Origin of the sequence: uncultured Campylobacter sp. (genome assembly GCF_937890585.1) — a bacterium.
GTDB lineage: Bacteria > Campylobacterota > Campylobacteria > Campylobacterales > Campylobacteraceae > Campylobacter_A.
The window spans coordinates 1-3,364 of sequence record NZ_CALACG010000078.1 but is presented as its reverse complement, the minus strand read 5'-3'; the positions used below and the strand labels follow the sequence as shown (position 1 = coordinate 3,364).

Here is a 3,364-nt window from a genome sequence, read left to right as displayed (position 1 = left end):
ATAATAATCCTCTTGATATATTTACTTTATCGACTATATCCTGAGTTGTTGTATTGGTATACCCCTTCTCCATAAAAAGTATCATTGCAGCATCCATAATCTCGGTACGCCGTATTTCAGGTTCTTTCACATCTCTCATTTTATACCTCCGCTCATTCATATGATATACTTCAACTGACAAGTTGTCAATCAATTTTTGTGTATCTCAACACAAAATACCTGCAAAGCAGATATAATCTACAATGCAGGTAAGGGTATTTTGTCATCCATATTATCAGCCCTTTTAGCTACTTTTTTAAATTTCGCGTCCGTTTTTATGAGTAAAATTTGCTCTTTTTCATCACAAAGCTTCTCTTGCCAAAGATAAATGCTCTTTGCGCCAAAGCTACTCACGCAAGCTGCAAGTCCCTTTTTCACGAGCTTTTTGCTTAGTTTTTTTGCCTCTTTTTTCTTTGCGACTGAGGTGATTAAAATTCTCATTTTGATCTAAATTTTCCTTTTAAAAAGTGGCTCATTATAACAAAATGGGCTTAAATTTGCTGCGCCAAAACCTTTTTAAACTCCTCGCTTAGCGTAACTTCAAGCGTGATAAGCGATACTCTCAGCCCAAAGTCCTTTACCTTTACATAGTCCTTTTGCGTCATCAAAAGAGAGGTCGCGCCGTAGGTTTGTAAAATTTCGCTTAGCTCTTCTTTTGAAAAGCCGTAGTGATCAGGGAAAAAGACCTGCCCCACGCACTCGCCAAAAAATGGCTCAAGGCGGGCTGGGTTTGCTATGGCGGTAACTAGCACCATTTTTTCGCTTTTGTTTAAAATTTCGCTCTTTCTAAAGTGAGTTTGCCCCTCACATGCGATAAAATCACCAAATTTATAAAAGCTAAACGGATATCTATAAGCCCCGCTTGGCAGGCAAAGCTTTAGCTTTGGCTCGGGGTTTGGGCGCACCAAAATGTCAAATTTGGCTATGTCAAATTTAGAAAATCCATCATCCAGCAAAATATACTTTGCGCCATGCTTTTTGGCGTAGTCTATGGCTACTTTTCTATCTTCACTAACGATGACGTTTGCGTTTTTGATGCTTGTGGCATATATCATCGCCTCATCGCCGCTCGCTGCAACGTCAAGTAAAATTTCGCCATCATGAGCGACAACTTGCATGCCTTTGCTCTTTCTTTTATAGCCTCTAAGGATGATAAAAGCGCCTTCGAAATTCTTAGCGATAGCGACACAAAGTGGGGTCTTGCCGCTTCCTCCAAGGGTTAAGTTTCCAACGCTAATTATTTTTATACCATAGTCTTTTTTTTGAGCGCTAAATTTCTTACAAATAACGACTAGAGCGTAGATAAGACTTAGTGGCAAAAGGAAAAATGCTAGTAAAATTTGAAAGAGATTTGGGCGAAAGAAGTAGTCATTCGCCCAAGAGTGTAAAAGGATGTTAAATTTCTTAAACACGAGATTTAGAAATTTCTTTTACCGTGTTGCAGATGTATTGCACCTCTTCGTCGCTCAAACTATGATATATAGGCAGCGACAAGACTTGTTGATATGCTTTTAGAGCATTTGGGAAGTCATTTACTTTAAGCGAATATTTATTTTTATAATAGCTTAGCAAATGTATCGGTATGTAGTGCAGCGAAGTGTGAATTCCACGCTCCAAAAGCTCTCTAGCAAAGCTGTCGCGGTTTTTATTTATCTTGATGATGTACTGAGTGTAGATGTGCTCGCGTTTTTTGACTGGAGTTGTGATGTTGTGACACTCTTTAAGCTCTTTATCGTAAATTTCAGCGATCTTTTTTCTACGTTTTATAAGCTCGTCTGTCTTTTCAAGCTGAGCGATAGAAAATGCCGCATTTATCGAGTTTATGTCATATTTTAAACCGATATCAACGACGTCGTAGATATAGCTTAAACTACCAAATTTATCTATACCATTTACAAGGGCATAGTTACGAAGTAGTTTTGCTTTTTTATAGACCTCTTCGTCATTTGTCGTGAAAAATCCAACTGTTGAGATAGGATTTTGCACGCGTGAGTTTGTCTGAAAGCATGACAAAAACGAGTCTGAACCGACTTTTTTGCCATTATAAGTTAGTCCTATGCCTCGGTTTGCATCATCTAAAACGACGATGCCATATTTTTCGCAGATAGCCTTTATCTCATCAAGCTTAGCACTTTGTCCAGCGATGTGTGAGATGAAAGCACACTTTAGTTTTTTGTGATTTTGCTCTTTTAGCACCTTTTCAAGGGCTTCTGGGCTGATGTTAAAGTCCTCTTCATCGATATCGACAAAGATAGGCTCAGCATCAAAATGTCTAACTGCTTGAGCCACGCTAGGGAAGGCATTTACCGAGCAGATGACCTTATCGCCGCGCTTTGTGTCCATCGCACTTAGCGCTAGATGATGCGCTGCTGCGATGTTGTTTGTAGTGATAACAAATTTAGCACCAAAGTACTCTTTTAGCTTTTCTTCAAATTTAGCAACTGTATCAGTGGCATTTTCAGAATGCAAAGCCTCTTCAATAAGCTCACTCTCACGCTCAGTGATAGTTGGTTTGTAAAACGGAATTTCTCTCATCTTTAATCCTTTAAATTTTCACTATCAACGGCATTTGTCGTTTAAACCTGTTTGAAACAACTCTATTTTCTATATCCAAGACCGCTTTTAATCCAAACTTTTTGATGGCTTGCTCCTTGTTATTTTCTAAATTTTGTAAAATTTCATCGATAACAGCGTAGCTGTAACCTATGTCGCCCTCGTCACTTTGCCCATCCCAAAGATCGGCCGAAGGTGCTTTTTTGATAAAATTTTCATCAACACCAAGATGTTTTGCAAATTCAAAAATTTCACTTTTATAAAGCTCTCCGATAGGATTTATCGCGCACGCCAAATCCCCAAATATCGTGCCATAGCCAAGCATAAGCTCACTTTTGTTGCTTGTGCCGATGACTAGAGCGTTTATACTAGATGAATAATCATAAAGCAAGCTCATTCTAACTCTAGCTGCTAAATTCCCTTTTCTTAAATTGCTTAAATTTGCATCTATCGTTTCGTAAAAGGCATTTAAAATGCCCTCTATGGATAAAACCTTGTATTTTATGTTTAATTTTTCGCATAAATTTAAGGCGTCATCCATATTTTGTCTGTTTGATGATGCTGTTGGCATGATGAGTGCATGAGTTTCATCTGGCTTTGCTCTCGCACAAAGTGTCGCAACCACAGCAGAATCAATACCGCCGCTTACGCCTAATAGTAGTTTTTTACCTTTAGTTTTATCTTTTAAGCTAAAAACTAAGGTTTCTTCTATTTTTTGATACCCCTTCATTGTCCCTTTGCCTAAATTTGCTTCTTTTTGAAAAGATTATAC

General features: G+C 38.3%; 5 protein-coding genes. All 5 read right to left on the bottom strand.

Annotated elements, in window-relative coordinates:
- Positions 1–139: helix-turn-helix domain-containing protein (locus tag Q0296_RS11525; RefSeq protein WP_366939719.1), on the bottom strand; the 139-nt coding region annotated here is incomplete at its 3' end.
- 98 nt (positions 140–237) lie between these two features.
- Positions 238–480 carry a divalent cation tolerance protein CutA gene (gene cutA / locus Q0296_RS02210; RefSeq protein ID WP_298036052.1) on the bottom strand — a complete coding sequence of 81 codons (243 nt, stop codon included), beginning with the start codon at positions 478–480 and terminating at the stop codon, positions 238–240.
- Between the two features lie 50 nt (positions 481–530).
- The gene (locus Q0296_RS02205; protein WP_298036051.1) at positions 531–1,451 is read right to left on the bottom strand and encodes a tetraacyldisaccharide 4'-kinase; all 921 of its coding nucleotides are present in this window, start codon (positions 1,449–1,451) and stop codon (positions 531–533) included.
- The gene (locus tag Q0296_RS02200) at positions 1,444–2,574 is read right to left on the bottom strand and encodes a DegT/DnrJ/EryC1/StrS aminotransferase family protein (RefSeq protein ID WP_021090150.1); all 1,131 of its coding nucleotides are present in this window, start codon (positions 2,572–2,574) and stop codon (positions 1,444–1,446) included. Before Q0296_RS02200 ends, Q0296_RS02205 begins: the two co-directional genes overlap by 8 nt.
- 10 nt (positions 2,575–2,584) lie before the next feature.
- A complete protein-coding gene (locus Q0296_RS02195; RefSeq protein WP_103617635.1) occupies positions 2,585–3,322 on the bottom strand; it encodes an NAD+ synthase in 738 nt (245 codons plus the stop codon).
- Between the last annotated feature and the right edge of the window lie 42 nt (positions 3,323–3,364).